Raw genomic sequence first — 17,604 nt, 5'->3', positions numbered from 1 at the left:
TTAAGCATCCTTAAAATTAAAATGGTCGTAGAAAGCTTGAGGCAATATGGTAGGCATGTTGATACAACCAGCTGTTAGTCGCATCCCTACGGGACAATCTGGTACCTTGATAGGCATAGGGTGTGCAGGTGTGGTAAACCAAACGCCTAAATCTACGTTTAATTTTCGTTCAAGCTCAAGTATGTTATCTTTTACATGCTTGCCTGCATAAAGCGGGTAACGCAAAAATGTGGGTCGACTATTGTTCACGACCAGTGGCTTTTCATAGCCATTGTTATCACACCATTGGTTCCAAAACCGTGTCGCCTTATCCCGTTGGCTTTGAAACTTCTCTAGTTTAGAGAATTGTTTTAAGAATAATGTAGCAATGGCTGGGCTCATTAATTCCTTGTAATGAGCTATGAATTTGCCTTCTAGCTCATCCGTAAACATTTGCGGGATAGCATGCTCTTTTTGTATGCTTAAGGGCAGGTTATTGTTTTGTTCATATAATAATAGAAAAGTTTCTAATAAACTTTTAGTCTTTTCTGTGGAGATTGTTGGTGATTGTCTTTTTAAGGCTAATAAAGACTCACTGATAGTGGGGTTGTCAGTAGAGCTAATACCACCATGGACCGTGTTGATGATTTTTGAACGCTCTGAACTGAAAATGGAGATATCTCCTAATGCACCGAGTTTCTGTCCTTCCCATTCAGCTCCTAAGGCATGGGCACAATCTTCAATGATCCATAAGTCGTTCTCCCTTGCCCAAGCTATAGTTTCTTTTATATCTTTAGGAATAAGACCAAAGGTATACTGCAGGAGTATTCCTTTGGTTCTAGCGCTTAACTTTTTGCGCACCTCTGTGATGGAGAGCCCATAACTCTGTTCTTCGATATCAGCATAAACAGGCACCACCTGCTGAAACTTGAAGGCATTAATCACGGCCTGACAGGTGAAAGCAGGCACAATAACTTCATCGCCAGGTTGAAGATTAAGTGCCTTAATCGAAGCATATAGGGCAGTTCTGCCACCAGTCCAAGCAATACTTGTATTAACGCCAAGCCATTTGGAGAATTCTGACTCTAGCTTTAAAACATCGTCCCCAACATGGGTCAGGGACTCAATCTTTGCTAAAAGCTCTTTAGCTAGCAGATAGTCATCTTCCTCAATAGTTGCAGAAAGAATGGGAACAGCTGGAAAAGCAAATTTTGACTCGTTAAATCCAGTCATTTTCTAAAGCCTCGCGAGTTTCTAAAACGCCTATTTGCCAAATTTTTTCCATACTGAGATCATCTTTTTGGTAGTCGCCACCATAATTACCATCTCCGCAATATTCCCGCACCTGTTTGGCACTTAAAAGCTTATTGGTTTTTAAATTAATCATAGGTTTTTGCACTGTAGGCATAGTTACGCCTTCTATACGGGTGATGGGAAAGTTTTCCATCCATGACGCATGCGATGCTATGGGATCTATCTCAGTGACTGTTGCCATAGTTTTTGGCGCTGCCCACCAATTATGAATTTTGACTTGCATCTCATCACGAGACTTTAGCCACTCTTGAATCTCAGCAGCGACAGGGCTGTTGCCACCATGTCCATTGACAAAGAGAATGCGTCGAAACCCCTGTAGTTGTAGGCTGTCAAGAATGTCCCTTATTAATGCAAAATAGGTGGCTGGTTTTAATGAAACGGTGCCTGGGTATGCACTAAAGTATGGTGTCATGCCAAATGCAACGCCAGGCATGACTGGGACGCCAAGGGGTTCTGCAGCTTCAAGAGAGATGTTCTCTGCTAGGAGTAGGTCTGTACACAAACTTAAATAAGCATGCTGTTCGGTGCTGCCTAGCGGAACAATGATGCGGTCATCTTTACTGAGGTATTCCTCAACTTGCATCCAATTCATATCTTTAATAAACATAACATCCTCCTTTAACTAGTCATGGATTGGTCTTTAAAGTGCCTTTCGACAACAGCTGCATTGACTGGTTTGGTTATTAGACTAATGGCAATAGCGACAATCATACCTAGCAGCCATGAGGCAACTAGAGAATCTAGCTTTAAAGCATAGAGAGAGCCATCTAAACCATTAAGCTTAAGATAAACATAATAGATTTCTGCAACGATAATACCTGCAATAACCCCAGCGGTTGAGACACGTCGCCAATACATGCCTAGAATGACAGCAATAGCCCAAATGCCTAAACCACCAAATGCAAAGCGCACAATAGCAAAAATGCCTGCGGGTTTATAGATACCAATAGCAATGCCGCACAGACCAACGATTACTGTAATGATGCGCGATAGCTTTAAGACGGTATCATTACTAGCGTTAGGGTTGATGAGTTTTTGGTATATATCTCGTGAGATTCCACCTGTTGCCACCACCATTAACGCAGAGACAGTTGACATTCCAGCAGAGACAATGCCAGCAATCATAATCGCTGCTAGAAGGTTAGGCAGGTTTTGTTGGATCAGAATAGGTACGACAAAATCCGCCTCGGAGCCTTTTAATCCTGGGATAGAAATATAGGCATTGACACCAGACCATTCAATAAGTGTGGCTGACACAAACATGCCCAAGGTGCCTAATAGAACCCCTTTGAACATGACTCTATAGTTCTTCATAGTGTAAAACTTGGTGAAAAGCGTTGGCTGTGCAATGCTGAAAAACGACCAGAGTAAAATCATAGAAACATATACGCCAAAGCCAAATCCGCCCTCTGCGCCAGGGTGGGTCAGGTGCGAAACACTGGTGTCAGCCAATTCTTGCGTGATCTTTTCTAAACCACCGCCAGCTTTTAAGGACATAATAAAGGTCATTATTGCTGTAAGAATCATTAGTCCGCCCTGCAACACATCGGTTAGCATAGCACCCCGCATACCTCCGAACATACAATATAGAATTACAATGACACCAGTAATGAGTACGCCGGTCCACTCAGGAAAACCAGTGAATGTTTTTACGATTACCCCAGCACCGACCATTTGGGCTCCCATCATCGCTATTAAGAAAACAACCATAATCACTGCGTGAGTTACCCGGATAAGGTTTGATTGATAGCGGTCACCTAGATAGTCGGTCATGGTAAAGAAATCATTTTTTTTGGATAATTGCATTAGCTTTTTGCCAACGATTAATGCTGGGATTAACATGGAGAAGGCAATGCCTGGAACTGAAATACTTAACCCTGCAAAGCCTTCTCTGTAGGCTATAGCGGGCACGCCCATAAAGGTGCTCACACTATACTGAGTGGCAAAATAAGCAATGCCTGAAACGATAAAACCCGCTTTACCTCCCATAACAAAGAAATCTTTAAGACTCTTTGTCTGTTTTGCGGCAATATATCCAATAGCTCCAATTAAGCCAAAGTAAATTAGCATAATGAAAATAAAGGAGCCCGCCATAGGCTGGATTAACTCATCAACAGTACTACTCATTTTTTTCTCCTAAGTTTTCAAAATAACTGTCTTGGTATTCAGGTCTTTGTAGACATTGATAAGCATAAATGGCGATAAGTGTGATTACTATAGCACCGTGAATCAGCCAGCCATAAACAAAAATTGGTACTCCAAACCAACCAGCAACATACTCCGTGTTGAAGTAGAAGGGTAGGGGTAGCATGATTAAGAAATAGCTGATTGCGAAAACAATCATCCATTTTTTTTGGAAATTATCTTTTTTGCGCATGATAGTTAACCTTTATAAAAGAGCGGATAAATAACCTCAGTTTGTCGTTTGAGTAAATCGTCTAACTCAGGGGTACGTAGTGCTAAAACATAAGAAATGGTCTCAATGATCGCAATCATTGCCACATTTGATGCATATAGCACTGGGTGTTCAGTGCCCACAAAAATACATTCATTGGCATAGGGAGCTATAGGTGAATGTATTGAGTCTGTTATCGCAATAATCGTACATTGTTTTTCTTGAACTGCTTTTGCTAAATCAACAATGGTTTGCGAATACCTCGGAATGGAGATTATGATCACCAAATCGTCGTTTGTTAAATGACTGATTTGCCTGAAGGCGCTTTCATAGCCGTAGAAACCAATTAACTCCTTGATATAGCTATCGGGCAAAAAAGGCTCAATAGCATTTGCTAAAAAAGAAGCAAGCATTGAGCTGACTCCTATGCCCGCAATAAAGACTCTTTTTTTTGTAAGTAATTGACTGCATAAGGAGTTAATTTTTTCTTGATTAAGCTCGTTTCTCGTTAAAGTAAGATTGTCCATTGCGTTATTAAAAGAAGTGTCGAGACTGGTAGCGACCTCATGTGGTCCTGTTCTTACTCTTTTGGCTTTTTCAATAGGCTCATGGATTTTGGAAAAATAGTCAGTTATAACTTTTTTAAATTCTAAAAAACCAGAAAATCCACAGCGTTTTGCGAATCGATTGACTGTGGCAATAGATACTTTAACCTCATCCGCTAGCTCATTAATGCTCATATGGGCAACCTTATAGGTATTGTCGAGCGTATACTGCGCAACTTTTTTTTCGCTGGCAGTCATCAGTTGACTCTTTTCTCTGATTTTAGGAAGAAGACTTAAATACTGTGATGAGTTAACCATCTATTTCCACTGGTAAGTAAATAGCTAAATATATACAAAGAGTAGCATAGCTGTTGATAGCTCTGTAAGAGTATTTACCCTAATGTAAATAAATTTACATAAAAGCGTAAAAAAAGCCACGATACCTAATGAATTAATGACATAGGTTCGTGGCTAGATAAATGTAAGAAATGGAGAGCAGGCTAAGTGATGAATTGTTGTGCAATCAGTGAGGCTAGGGCATGATCGTTTTCAAGGCTCAGACCGCTTATTCCAACAGCAGCGACGGTTTTACCATCTTTAAGCAAGGGGACTCCTCCTGGCAATGAGCATAGTTTGTCATCCATAAAATCAGATGTTGCCAGGCTCTCACGTTCTAATCTCTCTTTGAAGCTAATTGTGCTCATTGACATTCTCGCTGCTGTATAGGCCTTAGCTTGGGCAATGTTGATAGTTCGAGCTGGGGCCTCGTCCATTCTTGAAAACAAAAGAAGTTCGCCATTTGCATCACAGATGGCGATACATACGGGCGTTTTAAAAGCTTCGCTTGAGCGTTGCATTGCCCAATTCATAAGTTCTAAGCTTTCCTGAATGTTCATTACTAGTCCTTATATTAAGAAGAGGGATATTTGAGGAACAAATGAAATTATGATTAACGCTAAGATCATCATGAGTAAAAAGGGAATAGCAGCTTTTGCCACAGTCTCAATTTTGACTTTTGAGATACTACTTGCGACAAAAAGGTTCACACCAACTGGCGGCGTAATAAATCCAATGGCCAGAGCTGTAACCATCATGACACCGAAATGTATTGGGTCAATACCAATGCGTGTGGCTAAAGGTAGTAAAACAGGCGTTATGATGACAATAGCAGCTAGTGCCTCCATAAAGAGCCCTACGAGAAGCAGAAGAGCCAGCATAGAGAGAATAATAATAGCTTTGCTTTCAGTTAAGCTAAGAACACTGGCAGCTACAGTTTCAGGAATTTGTTCCAATGTCATTAAGTTACCGAAGATAGTAGCCATGGCCATTAAGACAATAATAATTGAGGAGGTTAAGGCTGCCTCTATGGTTGAGCTCCATAAGCGCGTCCAAGTCAACTCTTTGTAGACAAACATGCCTATAATGATGCCGTATAAGGCTGCTACGGCAGCAGATTCGGTAGGTGTCATAATGCCACCATAAATTCCACCCAAAATGATAACAGGTACAAGTAGGGCCCATTTCGCATCATAGGCCGCTTTCAGGATAGACTTAAGTGAGTTGTCTGTCTTTTCGCCTTTCCAACCATTCTTTTTTGAAATGAAGTATGTGGCTAGCATTAATAAGAAACCTATCAGAAAGCCAGGGATAATACCGGCAATGAATAGTTTTCCAATAGAGGCTTGAGCAGATACACCATAAACAACGAATGGATTGCTTGGTGGAATAATTACACCAATCGCGCCTGCGCTGGCCACGATCGCTGCGGCAAAGTATATGTTATAACCTCGACGTGCCATTGCTGGAATAGTGATAGCACCAATAGCAGCTACAGTCGCTGGTCCTGAACCACTAATTGCAGAGAAGAACATACAGGTCATGATGCTTGCAAGAGCAAGACCACCAGGTAATGAACCTACTAATTTATCGGCTACATTCAATAAGCGTTCAGATAAACCACCTGCCCCCATGTAAACGCCAGCTGCAATAAAGAAAGGAATTGCCATAATTGGAAAGGAGTCAATCGACACGAATGCAATCTGAGCGGTATAGTCGATGGGCAATGCTTGGGATACAACAATAGTTAATAGGCTTGCTAGGCCTAGTGAAAAAGCAATGGGTAAGCCGATAATAATAAAGATAGCAAAATAGCCAAAAAGCACTGCAGCAGTGCTAACAAAGTAATCTTGTAGTATCCAAGCGACGCCCACTAGGACGATGGCAATAACGATACCTAAAACTATTTCTCTAATTCTTGAGTTACGCATCACTTCAATTAAGCATTGAATTGTGCGAATAGCGATTAAGCTAAATCCTAAGGGTAGGATAAAGTATGGAATGGCGTAATTCAGTTTTAAAGAAGGAGTGGTTTGTTTAAACTCTAATTGCATCTGGAGATGCGAAAAACCAAGCCAGAATAGTGTTAATGCTAAAGCTAATGTCAATAAGTAGATTGTCACCCACAATGCGTTTTGGTTGCTAGGCTTCAACCAATTGTGGAAGGCATCAACTCTAATTAAGCCTTTATTTAGGATGGCGATTGGAACAGCTAAATAAGATATCCAGATAAAAATATATCGAGCAAGCTCTTCTGACCATACTGCCCATCCAATTTTAGCCTTTAAAGAAGCAAGAAAATACTCAGGATCAACAAAGGTAGATATCAATGAATGATTTGCTGGGTTAGAGGCAAATGATATCAATCCAGACATGAAGTACCTAAAAAAGGTTTGATAATTAATGACAAGAATCATTAATATCAAACCAATCACCAGCAGAGGCTTTTCTAGGTTGTTATACCATCGGGTTAAATGGGGATTTGTGCTAGATTCATTCATGATTTATACCTGCTCTTATAAATAAAGACAAGAGTCCCCGATCTTTGAGATAAGAAATCGGGGACTGCTTAAGCAATTAGTTGCGTGTTATTCTTGAGTAGCCCTTATAAGCTCGATAAGCTCGCTTGGTAACTGCGCAGCGTATGAGTCGTAAACAGGTTGGGTTAGCTTCTTGAATTCTGCTAGATCTTCTTCCGTAGCATCATGAATTTTTATCCCTTTTTCCTCAAAGCTTGCGCGTGCTTGTTTTTCATTTTCAGGCCACAAGACCTTGCGTTGGTGAGTAACAGCCTCTAATGCGGCCTCTTGAAGTACTCTGCGTGTATCAGGGTGTAAGCCGTCCCACCATTTTTTGTTTGCCATTGCTACCTGCATGCCGTAGTTATGAGCAGAGGTAATAGCGTATTTCAAGACCTCATCGTGTTTAGCTCCAGTTAGATGTGGGAAAGTGTTCCCCTCTGCGTCTACTGTGCGTTGTTGCAAGGCGGTATATACCTCTCCCCAAGCGATAGGTGCTGGATTTGTATTGAGAGCTTTAGCTACATCAATCTCAACGGGAGAGTCGGTGGTTCTCATTTTTAATCCCGCTAGATCAATTGCGCTATTTAATGGTTTATTGGCCGATACAAAATGGCGATAACCATATTCAGCATACATAATAGGTTGTAAACCAATCTTGTTCGACTCTGCCTCTAGATATTCATATATAGGACCACCAGGGTTAATAGCTTCATAGAGTTTGTTTTGGTTTTTGATTGATGTAATATAAGGCAAATCAAAGGTTTGAAACGCTTTAGAGAAGTTTGCTAGATTGGGTGTTGAGCTCACGCCAATCTCTAATGTCCCACGTTGTGCACCTTCGATTAGAACTCTATCGCTACCTAGAATTGCATTAGGTAAAACTTGAATTTGAATTTTATTATTAGATTTTTCTTTAGCTAGATCTGCGAACTTTTGATAGGCTAGGGTGATGTGATTACCAGGTGGCGCCGTATGAGCTAGTCTAAGCTTAAGTTTTGGTCCTTCATAATCAGCTAAGGCTAACGGTGCCATTAAAGATAGGCATCCTCCAACAATGGCCGTGAGTAACCTTTTAGTTGTCAAACCTCTCATCAAAATCTCCTTTAGTGAAACTATATGTATCAATTATTGATATTTAATCTAGTTTATTCAGATGGTATAAGAAGTAATAGTAGTAATTACCCCAAAGGGAAACAGTCAAGGTGGTTTAAATGTTTGCAGAGGGTTTAGATAGGAGAAACGTATTCTTAAAGTTTTTATTGTTTGTAGTATTTAGGTCTGGTGTAGGAGTTACTGTTAACAGTTACGATGGTTTAAGTCAGCCTGACTCAACAATCAAGTTATGAGTCAGGCTGCTACCAAGCTTAAATTTAACAATTTATGCGAGATTAGGTTTCAGAAGTATACCTTTAGCATCAGCTTTCTTAATAGACCATGCACTATACGCTGAGATGAGGCCCACCACAAAGACATAGGTCGCGATATACCAAGGTTTATGGTCATTAGCATGTAGTAGTGCAGTTGCGATCATTGGCGTGATTCCCGACGCGAATATACCTGAAAATTGATATACAAAAGAAATACCTGTATATCTAACATCCGTGTCGAATAACTCGCAGAACAAAGCTGCTTCAGGACCGTATACTGAAGCATATAAAATACCAAATGGGATAATAATGGATGTCCATACGATTAGGGTGCTATCAACATGCATTGTCATGAAAAATAGAGCGGGGAAAGCTGAAACACCAGTGATTAATGAGCCCAAAATATAGGTTTTAGCTCTGCCTACTTTATCAGATAGGGCTCCGAATAGTGGAATGAAAAAACACATGATAAAGGAAGCAATCAATACGCCCGTTAAGGCAGTTGTTCTATCCATATTAAGGTCATTACTCAAATAACTAATACTGAAGACACCAAAGACGTTGAAGATAACACCATCTATGTAACGTGCGCCCATTCCGCGAAGAATGTTTTTTGGATAGTTTTTGAGCATGGTGAAGAAAGGAATTTTTGTTTCTGCATTTCTAGCTTTCATTTTCTGGAATTCTGGGCTTTCTTTAATATGCGTGCGAATATACAAGCCCACGCATACCAACAAGGCTGAAAGAAGGAAGGCAATACGCCAGCCCCATGCGAAGAAGGCCTCAGGACTTAAAACAGCCGTTAATATAGCAACTACAGCTGATGCAAGGCAAAGACCTAGTGCTAAACCGATTTGTGGTAAGGAAGAATATAGGCCACGCTTATGCTTGGGGGCGTACTCATATGCCATCAATATTGCGCCACCCCATTCGCCTCCCATGCCGATACCCTGTAGAATACGCATCAATAAGAGTAGAATGGGTGCCCAGATGCCGATAGTTTCATAGGAAGGGATTAAACCGATAATAAAAGTGGCAACACCCATCAATAATAAAGTCGCTACTAGCGCCCCTTTACGGCTTACTTTGTCGCCAATGTGGCCGAAAATAATCCCTCCAAAAGGTCTCGCCAAGAAGCCGATTGCGAAAGTAGTGTAGGCTAACATGGTACTAACAAACTCATTGTCTGATGGGAAATAGAGTTTGTTGAAAACTAGTCCAGCCACAACACCGTATAGGAAAAAATCATACCACTCGATTGTGGCACCGATTAAAGATGCCCGTATGACCTGGTGCACCTCTTTCTTTTGTTCTTTAGTCATATTGCTCATTTTTGTCTCCTGGGTTTTTAACTATTTAGTTTTTAAGCGATAGATTTTTCTAGGTAGGATGTAGTTAACATACTCTCAGCATCATTGAGTATCATCTCAGAGGCTTTTTCGGCGATCATCACTACAGGTACGTTAGTGTTGCCGGAAACTAGCGTCGGCATAATGGATGCATCAACTACACGTAAGCCTTGGAAACCGTGGACTCTAAGTCTGTCATCCACTACCGCTGAGCTATCATTCGCAGAGCCCATTTTTGCAGTACCTGCTGGGTGGAAAATAGTGGCACCGTAGTTTCTGCAGAACTCTAAGATTTCGTCATCACTTTGCTGCTCAACACCAGGGCGGTGTTCTCTAATCAATAAGTCAGCTAGAGGGCCTGTTGTGGCGATGCGTCGAGCTAACTTAACTGAGGCAACAGCAGTGCGTCTGTCTAAGTCAGTGCTTAAATAATTTGGATGAATCGCTAATGGCGTGGAAGGGTCAGAGCTTCTGAGCTCCATATGACCTCTAGACTCTGGACGTAATTGACAAACAGAAATGGTGCAACCTGACCATGGGTGAACTGCACCACCTGCCTGATCGGCAGAAAGAGTGCCGAAGTGGAATTGTATATCTGGCGTTTTGGCTTCATCTGGTAGTGCATAGCAGAAAGCAGCTCCCTGGTTAATACCAATAGCTAAAGGACCAGATCTAGAAAGTAACCACTGTAGGCCAATTTTACTCTTGGTCCAGACGTTTTTTAATTGATCGTTATTAGTAATGGGTTTAGACACCTCGTAGATTAAACGTAACTGCAAGTGGTCTTGTAGGTTTTTACCTACCCCATCTAGATTCTTGAGCAAGGGAATGCCCTTGTCTTTTAAATGATCAGCGGGACCGATACCAGATAGCATCAATAGTTGGGGACTTTGAATAGCGCCAGCACTTAGAATTACTTCTTTATTGGCCTTAATAGTGTATTTGTTCTTGTTTTTATCGCTTACTTGAATGCCTACAGCACGATTGCCTTCAAATAAAACTCGATGCGCCAAGTGCTCGGTTTTAATGGTCAAATTGGTGCGCTCTTTTGCTGGGCGTAAATAAGCGACGGCCGTTGACTGACGCAGTCCATTCTTGGTGGTTAACTGGAAGTAACCAACACCGAACTGATCGCCTGAGTTGAAGTCATTAACGTGCGGAATTCCCTCTAATACTGCTGACTTAATAAAGGCTTCTACCAATTCATGTTTAGCAGGTATTGTTGTAGCGCTTAGGGGGCCATTTTTAGCGCGAGTTTCAGAAGTAGGTAAGTCATTGTTTTCTAATTTTCTGAAATAAGGCAAACACTCATACCAGCTCCAGCCTTTATTGCCTAATGTAGCCCAGTGGTCGTAGTCTTCCTTTTGGCCTCTAATATAGATTAGACCATTAATAGAACTACTGCCTCCTAAGGTCTTACCACGTGGCCAATAGAACTTGCGGTTGTTCATGGATGGGTCAGCCTCAGTTTCGAACTGCCAGTTTAGCTTTTTGTTAAACATGGTTTTCCCATAACCAATAGGAATATGGATCCAAATGTTTTTATCGGCAGGTCCAGCTTCTATTAAACAAACACTGTGCTTTCCATTTTCGCTAAGTCTATTCGCCAATACACAACCTGCGGAACCCCCGCCAACCACGATGTAGTCAAATTGCTCTTTCATTAAAGTCTCCTTTGTAATCAGTTGTTTAATCAATTTAAGACATGAAAAAATTTGACATCATAGGGTTTGTGCTAAAAAAACCATTTTTGACACAACAAATTGTTTTTTTGATTTATTTTCGGTTTATGGTGAGCGTGTTTTGCTGATCATCGTCGATTGAAGGATATAAATGTTGTGACTACAAATTCAGCAGCAACTAGAGCATTAATGATCGTTGAGGTACTTGCTAACTCAGAAGAACCGTTATCGCTAAATGCTTTATGCGCCAAGATAGCAATACCCCGAAGCACTTTAATGAGAAATTTAAACTCCCTATGTGAGGCGGGCTTTGTTGTTCGCTTGCCCGAACAGTTGGGTTACACGGTGGGCGCGAGAAGCGTGAGCTTTTGCGTTAATGCTTTGAGAACTACAAGATTTAGTGTTGCTGCTCGTTCGATTTTAAGGAGGACCGTCAGTAAGATTAATGAGACTTGCAATTTAACGGTATTAGATGAGGATTCGGTGCGTTACTTGGTTAGAGTAGAGAATACAGCGCCATGGAGTTTGCAATTGAATGTTAAGCCTAATACATCTGTGCCCTTGCATTGCACAGCGAGTGGTAAGCTGTTTTTGTCAAACTTATCTCATTTTGAACAAAGCACTTTTTTAAAAAATATCGAATTAACCGCTTTTACTGATAATACGATTACTGATTTAGAAGAGTTTAAAAAAGAGTTAGCAAAAACCAAGCGCCAAGGCTTCGGGCTTGATAAAGAGGAGTTTGTTACTGGCATGGTGGCATTAGCTGTGCCTGTTTATGATCCGTATCATAAATCGCGTATTATTGCCACCGTTGCTTGCCATGCCGTTACTGCGAGAACCTGCTTGAGTCGATTGTTGTCTTGCCGTGTAGTTATGGAGGAAGCGGCAGAGGAGGTGCGTGAGTTATTGGGATTTAACACCTAGAGCTGGTTTGGTAACTAGGATTGCTGCTGACTTGAGATCTTGTATTTACGACTTGATCTGACACGTCACTTAATAAAAGAGAGTTACCGCTTCAAAATACTAGATGTTTAAACCGTGTAAACCTGCTACATTATTCACACACCCTATTTTTAATAAGCGTAGCCCCTTATCAATCCTCTTTGCCTTTTCTCTGCGCCCTTGGATGGGCAGCATCATAAGCTTTAGCCAAATGTTGATAGTCTAAACGGGTGTAAATTTGTGTAGTGGAGATATTGCTGTGCCCTAACAGCTCTTGCACTGCCCGCAGGTCTTGTGCCGACTGCAGTAGATGACTAGCAAAGCTGTGTCGCATCATATGTGGGTGAATAGCACTGTCGGCGCCGGTTTTGAGCGCCATGGCCTTTAAGCGAAGTTGCACCGCCCGAGGGCTAATGCGACGACCTCTAGCACCTAAGAATAAGGCAGCCCTATCGCTTTCATTAGCCTGTGGTGCCAAGCTAGCCTCACGCATTGTCAACCAATGACGAATCGCCTCAGCAGCTTTTTCGCCCAAGGGAACAATGCGGGTTTTATTGCCCTTACCGACGACTTTAATCTCTTTTTCAGTTAAATCAATCCAACCGAGGGATTCATAACTCGCTGTTTTGACATAGTGGCAGTCAAGCTGCACTAATTCCGAGAGCCGTAAGCCACTGCTATAAAGCAATTCAAACATGGCCACATCGCATACATCCTTAGCCTCAGTGGCGTTGCTAAGCTGTTGACTACGGTCTAAAAAGGCGGTGGTCTGATCGACCGTCATCGCCTTGGGTAGCGGTCGGGGAACTTTGGGCGTCTTGAGATGCGCTGCGGGGTTACTTTTAAGTTCAACCCGCTCGCTAAGCCATTGATAAAAAGAGCGCCATGCGGCAACGATACGGGCGATGGAGCGAGGGCTGTAGCCGCTGGCATGCAAACGCGCCACCGCACGCCGCAATAAGTCATGACTGAGCGCTTGGAGATGGTGCTCAGGATAAAGTGCTATCAAAGCCATTAAATCCCGCCGATAAGCAGCTAAAGTATGCTCGGAGCAGCGACGTTGCTGCTGCATATAGTCGAGCCATTGATTTAACTGCTCACGGTTAAGCGCCTGATTCATGCTATTTATCACTCACTAAAGGGAGTAAATAACCATAGCCGGCCGCCTCCATCTCGGCTTTAGGGATAAACTTTAAGGCAGCGCCGTTAATGCAATAACGTAAGCCGCCACGATCGCGCGGACCGTCAGGAAAAACATGTCCTAAATGCGCGTCGGCAACGCGACTACGCGTTTCAATGCGCTGCATATTATAGGAAGTATCCAGATGCTCGGTAATCACTTCTGGCACAATGGGCTTGGTAAACGAGGGCCAACCGCAGCCGGAATCGTATTTATCGTCCGAACTAAAAAGAGGTTCACCGCTCACAATATCCACATAAATGCCCGCTTCAAATAAATGATCATAGGGGTGAGTAAAGGCACGCTCAGTGGCATTTTGTTGAGTCACCTGATAGGAAAGAGGACTTAGCGTTTTGCGTAGTTCCTCCTCCTTGGGTACATGATAGTCCGCAGGGTTCACTGTGATCGAGCTTTGTGCGTTATGCTCTTGCATAGCTTTAGTGTTACTGCCGTTTTGGAGATTCAATGGCGTTTTTTCCTCGGCTAATGGCTTATCAACTAGGTTTAAATCGATATGACAATAGCCATTAGGATTCTTAGCAAGATAGTCTTGATGATATTCCTCAGCCTCATCAAAAGCGATTAAGGGCTGATTTTCAACCACAATTGGGCGCTCCCATTTGCTTTGTTCACGTGCTAGCACGGCCGTAATGATGTCTTTATCGCTCGGCTCGCTGTAGTAAATACCAGTGCGGTACTGGGTGCCGCGGTCATTACCCTGACGATTTAAGCTGGTGGGATCGATGATGCGTAGATAGTGACGTAAAATCGTTTCTAAGTCGATACGCTCAGGATCGTAGACCACCTTCACCGTTTCAGCGTGACCGGTGTTCATATAGATGACTTGCTCATAGGTCGGCTGGCGGGTTTTGCCGTTAGCATAGCCAGAGACGGCATTGACAACCCCAGGGATACGTTCAAAATACGCTTCCACGCCCCAAAAGCAGCCGCCTGCTAGATAGATTTCCTTTGTTTTCATAAGATTTGCCTTGTCCTTTTGTTGCTGTGCCGTGTCCTTACTCGGTCGATAAAAATCGGGGATCTTGCGCTTAATTTCGTAGTCTTTATCCGCCACGAGCGCAAGTGCTTGCTCCTTGGTAATATGACCTTTTACCACACGTTGTAAACGACCCTCAGCATCAATTAAGCCCCAGCTAGGATAGGCCGAGATACCGATGGCACGAGTTAGTTCACCACCATCATTCACAATGACCGGTAAATTGTCAAAATTAACCCCGCGGTACCATTGTCTAAATTCCTTGGGGCTTTGCTCATTTAAATAGCCGGGGGAGGCGAGGCTGATGATATTGACCCCAGCAAAATCGGGATCCGGCCGCCAGTCACGGGTTTCTTCAAGCGTAGCTAAGCATAGCGGGCACCAACTGGCCCAAAACTTCACCAAGCTTGGCTGCCCTTTTTTAAGATAATCCGTCGCTGGTTTACCCTGGAAGTCTTTGAGCTTAGCAATGCGTTGACCTACATGTTGCTGGCTGCTTGCGCCGACGCTATGCGCTGAAAAACTAAAGAAACTGAGACTTAGAAATAACAAGGTGCTCAGAATACGAAAAAGTGTGTGCATGATAGTTCTCCCCGTCCGCGTGCTGTCGAATCACCATCGGTCCCTTAGTAGAACTTGGGCGCGGCTGGATCTGGGCGGGTTTTAAAACGTCTATGTACCCAGTAGTATTGACTCGGATCACGCAGGATGAGCTTTTCAATTAATTGATTAATAAAAAGGGTTGCTTCTTCGACTGATTGCTCCCCGGGAAAGTTCAGCAAAGGCGCTAATACTTCAACTTCATAATGACCGCTTTGTGGATCCCAATGGCTATAAATAGGGATAATGGTGGCTCCCCATTTCTCTGCCAGTACAGCGGTGGTGGGTAGGGTGGCGACAGGGATATCGAAAAAGGGCACAAAAATACTGCCTTTACGGCCAAAGTCCATGTCCGGTAAGTAGTACACGGGAAAGCCTTGCTTTAGGTAGCGTAACATGCCCCGCACACCCTCTTTGCGCTCAATCATATGCACCTTATTAAAGCGGGCACGACCATCACGGATAATGGCATCAATATGTGGGTTGCGCTGTGCTGAATAAATGGTTGCACTCTCCGGCACAATCATGGTCATGCGCGAAGCGGCCACATCCAATCCGATAAAATGCGGTGCTAAAAGAATAATCGACTCCTGATTATCCATGGCTTGTTGCAAGTAGTGAAAATTCTTCAGCTGAACCTGTGCTTTGATTTCTTCCTCTGGCCCATACCAAATTAACCCCCGGTCCACAATGCTTTGGCAAAGCGCACGAATATGTTGTTTTTGCCATTGGGCGCGCTCTGCTTCACTGGCCTTAGGAAAGCTTAATTCTAAATTTTTCTTAACAATCCTAATGCGTCGTCGCATCACCAAGGGTGCAATTAGACTTAAAAAAGCCCCCACACGTAAGCGATTTTTTAGGGAGAGTTGCCCTAAAAAATGAAATAACTGATTAAGTGCTTTATATTTAAAGGAATGCTTCATGAACACTGGAAATGCAGCGAATGGTCATCGTGCTAGGTTAAAAATAGCAGTATACAACAAGACGATTGATTAGATGCCAGCTGAATAAATTGCGCTGGATGTGCAAGCCTAAGTGAAGAGCTAAGCCATGGCAGTTAGGGCGCTACCACCATGCCTCAGCACCAATCAAGTGATAAGAAAAGCGCAATCCGCCCACTCTCAGCGCTATGGCTTTGTCAATTGGTATACAATACCAAATTAATTTTCTACTGTTTTTTTAAAAAATATAAGGACGCTACTTAAAATGGCGCATAACGATTTTTTATTTACGTCAGAATCTGTTTCTGAAGGCCATCCGGATAAAGTTGCCGACCAAATTTCTGATGCCGTGCTAGATGCTATCTTAGCGCAGGATCCTAATGCACGTGTCGCCGCTGAGACGCTTTGTAGTACTGGTTTAGTGGTCTTGGCCGGGGAAATTACCACCACGGCGAATGTGGATTATCAAGCAGTGGCGCGTGAGACACTAAAGCGTATCGGCTACGATAACCCCGAATATGGTATAGATTATAAAACATGTGCAGTGCTGGTGGCCTATGACCGCCAGTCACCTGATATTGCCCAAGGCGTTGATCGCAGCGAGGAGAACATCCTCGATCAGGGGGCGGGTGACCAGGGCTTGATGTTCGGCTTTGCGTGTGATGAGACTGAGGATTTACTGCCAGCACCGATTTGGTATGCTCATCGCATTATGCAGCGCCAGAGTGAGCTACGCAAGGATGGTCGTCTCCCATGGTTACGCCCTGACGCTAAGGCACAGCTAACCTTCCGCTATATCGATGGTAAGCCAGCCGAAGTAGATACGGTATTAGTTTCTACTCAACATCACCCGGATATCACGCAAGAAGCGCTTAAAGAGCAGGTTAAAAGCGAGATTATTTTACCGAGTATTCCGGCTGAACTAATTACACCGGATACGAAGTTTATTGTTAACCCTACCGGTAAGTTTGTGATTGGCGGTCCTCAGGGGGATGCGGGCCTAACTGGTCGTAAAATCATCGTGGATACCTACGGCGGTGCTTGCCCACATGGGGGTGGCGCTTTCTCTGGTAAGGATCCCTCTAAGGTCGACCGTTCTGCTGCTTATGCAGCGCGCTATGTCGCTAAAAATCTGGTGGCTGCCGGCTTGGCGCGCCAGTGCGAGGTACAAGTCAGCTATGCTATCGGTATTGCTGAGCCGATTAATATCACCGTCTATACTAAGGGTACCGGTGTGATGCCGGATGATGAGATTGCAAAGCTAGTGCGTAAGCACTTCGATCTCAGACCGCGCGGTATTGTCGAGATGCTTGATTTGCTACGTCCGATTTATAACAAAACAGCTGCTTACGGTCACTTCGGTCGTAATGAGCCTGAGTTTACTTGGGAGGCCTTAGACCGTGTGCCTGCCTTAAAAGCAGAGCTCTAATATAATCTGCTATAATTATCAAT

Annotated in this window: 15 protein-coding genes; 2 read left to right on the top strand and 13 right to left on the bottom strand. The window is 43.1% G+C overall.

Going from position 1 to position 17,604, the window contains the following annotated elements:
• The 10 genes from A3GA_RS11550 to A3GA_RS0108765 form a co-directional block, all read right to left on the bottom strand.
• Nucleotides 1-1,212 carry an aminotransferase class I/II-fold pyridoxal phosphate-dependent enzyme gene (locus tag A3GA_RS11550; RefSeq protein WP_018027037.1) on the bottom strand — a complete coding sequence of 404 codons (1,212 nt, stop codon included), beginning with the start codon at nucleotides 1,210-1,212 and terminating at the stop codon, nucleotides 1-3.
• Nucleotides 1,199-1,900 (bottom strand): creatininase family protein, encoded by a 702-nt coding sequence (locus A3GA_RS0108805; protein ID WP_018027036.1) that lies wholly within the window; start codon nucleotides 1,898-1,900, stop codon nucleotides 1,199-1,201. Before A3GA_RS0108805 ends, A3GA_RS11550 begins: the two co-directional genes overlap by 14 nt.
• Nucleotides 1,901-1,911: 11 nt before the next feature.
• On the bottom strand, nucleotides 1,912-3,420 hold the full coding sequence (locus tag A3GA_RS0108800; RefSeq protein ID WP_018027035.1) for a sodium:solute symporter family protein: 1,509 nt from the start codon (nucleotides 3,418-3,420) through the stop codon (nucleotides 1,912-1,914).
• Entirely contained in the window at nucleotides 3,413-3,670 is a 258-nt protein-coding gene (locus A3GA_RS0108795) for a hypothetical protein (protein ID WP_018027034.1), read from the bottom strand. Before A3GA_RS0108795 ends, A3GA_RS0108800 begins: the two co-directional genes overlap by 8 nt.
• 5 nt (nucleotides 3,671-3,675) lie before the next feature.
• The gene (locus tag A3GA_RS0108790) at nucleotides 3,676-4,551 is read right to left on the bottom strand and encodes a MurR/RpiR family transcriptional regulator (RefSeq protein ID WP_081606607.1); all 876 of its coding nucleotides are present in this window, start codon (nucleotides 4,549-4,551) and stop codon (nucleotides 3,676-3,678) included.
• Between the two features lie 182 nt (nucleotides 4,552-4,733).
• On the bottom strand, nucleotides 4,734-5,129 hold the full coding sequence (locus tag A3GA_RS0108785; RefSeq protein WP_018027032.1) for a GlcG/HbpS family heme-binding protein: 396 nt from the start codon (nucleotides 5,127-5,129) through the stop codon (nucleotides 4,734-4,736).
• Nucleotides 5,130-5,138: 9 nt separating this feature from the next.
• The gene (locus A3GA_RS0108780; RefSeq protein WP_018027031.1) at nucleotides 5,139-7,070 is read right to left on the bottom strand and encodes a TRAP transporter large permease; all 1,932 of its coding nucleotides are present in this window, start codon (nucleotides 7,068-7,070) and stop codon (nucleotides 5,139-5,141) included.
• A gap of 87 nt (nucleotides 7,071-7,157) precedes the next feature.
• Nucleotides 7,158-8,183, bottom strand: coding sequence for a TRAP transporter substrate-binding protein (locus tag A3GA_RS0108775; protein ID WP_018027030.1), 1,026 nt, complete (start codon nucleotides 8,181-8,183; stop codon nucleotides 7,158-7,160).
• Nucleotides 8,184-8,469: 286 nt separating this feature from the next.
• Complete coding sequence (locus A3GA_RS0108770; RefSeq protein WP_026156910.1) at nucleotides 8,470-9,780, bottom strand: MFS transporter; 1,311 nt, start codon at nucleotides 9,778-9,780, stop codon at nucleotides 8,470-8,472.
• Between the two features lie 41 nt (nucleotides 9,781-9,821).
• Nucleotides 9,822-11,471: a GMC family oxidoreductase gene (locus tag A3GA_RS0108765; RefSeq protein WP_018027028.1), complete on the bottom strand. Its 1,650-nt coding sequence runs from the start codon at nucleotides 11,469-11,471 to the stop codon at nucleotides 9,822-9,824.
• Nucleotides 11,472-11,627: 156 nt separating this feature from the next.
• Here A3GA_RS0108765 and A3GA_RS12045 point away from each other — a divergent pair, with 156 nt between their 5' ends.
• On the top strand, nucleotides 11,628-12,416 hold the full coding sequence (locus A3GA_RS12045) for an IclR family transcriptional regulator (protein WP_026156909.1): 789 nt from the start codon (nucleotides 11,628-11,630) through the stop codon (nucleotides 12,414-12,416).
• A 169-nt stretch (nucleotides 12,417-12,585) separates the two neighbouring features.
• Here A3GA_RS12045 and xerC read toward each other — a convergent pair whose 3' ends face one another.
• From xerC to A3GA_RS0108745, 3 genes are read right to left on the bottom strand one after another with little or no spacing between them, the layout of a single operon-like run.
• Entirely contained in the window at nucleotides 12,586-13,554 is a 969-nt protein-coding gene (gene xerC / locus A3GA_RS0108755) for a tyrosine recombinase XerC (protein WP_026156908.1), read from the bottom strand.
• A gap of 1 nt (nucleotide 13,555) precedes the next feature.
• Complete coding sequence (msrAB, locus tag A3GA_RS0108750) at nucleotides 13,556-15,193, bottom strand: bifunctional peptide-methionine (S)-S-oxide reductase MsrA/peptide-methionine (R)-S-oxide reductase MsrB (RefSeq protein WP_018027025.1); 1,638 nt, start codon at nucleotides 15,191-15,193, stop codon at nucleotides 13,556-13,558.
• Nucleotides 15,194-15,237: 44 nt separating this feature from the next.
• Nucleotides 15,238-16,134 carry a lysophospholipid acyltransferase family protein gene (locus A3GA_RS0108745; protein WP_018027024.1) on the bottom strand — a complete coding sequence of 299 codons (897 nt, stop codon included), beginning with the start codon at nucleotides 16,132-16,134 and terminating at the stop codon, nucleotides 15,238-15,240.
• A gap of 283 nt (nucleotides 16,135-16,417) precedes the next feature.
• Here A3GA_RS0108745 and metK point away from each other — a divergent pair, with 283 nt between their 5' ends.
• Complete coding sequence (gene metK, locus A3GA_RS0108740; RefSeq protein ID WP_018027023.1) at nucleotides 16,418-17,581, top strand: methionine adenosyltransferase; 1,164 nt, start codon at nucleotides 16,418-16,420, stop codon at nucleotides 17,579-17,581.
• The last annotated feature ends 23 nt before the right edge of the window (nucleotides 17,582-17,604 follow it).

Source organism: Oligella urethralis DSM 7531 (assembly GCF_000372065.1).
In the GTDB taxonomy this organism is placed as follows: domain Bacteria; phylum Pseudomonadota; class Gammaproteobacteria; order Burkholderiales; family Burkholderiaceae_B; genus Oligella; species Oligella urethralis.
Note: the sequence above shows the minus strand (reverse complement) of the source record. Positions and strands in the feature narration are given on the sequence as shown.